Raw genomic sequence first — 821 nt, forward strand, 5'->3', positions numbered from 1 at the left:
ACATTGACTAACATAATAATATAAAGGAGTTGATAGAGCATTCCCCCATATAATATTGGTCTCATAAACCCAGAGTCAGTGTGTCCAAAAAATTTCCCATCATCTCCAGTATAATATCCGCTACCAATCAATATATGTGTCGCTTTAGGAATATAAATCATTTCGAGAAGCCTATTAGTCGATCCCGTTTCAAATTGATTATTTTCTAATATATTAACTATAGGCTCCAACGCATATCTTGCTTGAGTAGAGTTTTCAACAATAACTATTACAGCATAATAGAAGAGGGGAGAAAGAATAAGCAAGAGCAGTATATATCTTATGTCCTTTATCAAAGTGTAGATCAACAGCAAAGCCAAAACACAAACCATAGCAGACCTAGCTGAAATTGCAGCACATATTACAGTCGGGATTAGATATATCATCTTTTCGCCAAAGATAAGTTGTATCGAAAATATAGATATAAAAAACAGCCCCAAATGAAATGTATGAGCAGAAGTCGGAAACCAAAGGCGATAGACCTCCAACTTACCTTCTATTCCATAGGTGTTGCCTTTTAGCAACAAGGATAGCGATTGAAATTGAGGTAGTAAGGTACACAATATGAAGAAGACAAGACAAGTTAATATTGTAAACCGGAGTGTTGCTAGTATCATATTTTTATCAATAGAAAACCGATTTAAAATATAAAATGAACCTAAAAACAAGAATACAATCTTCAAGTCACGATTAAATAAAGTATAGTCAAAAGTAGTGTGTAATACCGGAATAGATAAAGATACAATCAAGAAAAACAAAGAAAACAATAACTCTGGATAAGG

At 33.3% G+C, this 821-nt stretch carries 1 protein-coding gene; it reads right to left on the reverse strand.

The features are described 5' to 3' along the window. Nucleotides 1-821, reverse strand: an 821-nt coding sequence (locus BCT81_RS29100) for a hypothetical protein (protein ID WP_157938830.1), incomplete at both ends; no start/stop codon positions are given.

The sequence above is a fragment of the Vibrio sp. 10N.261.52.A1 genome (assembly GCF_002876325.1).
Classification (GTDB): Bacteria; Pseudomonadota; Gammaproteobacteria; order Enterobacterales; family Vibrionaceae; genus Vibrio; species Vibrio chagasii.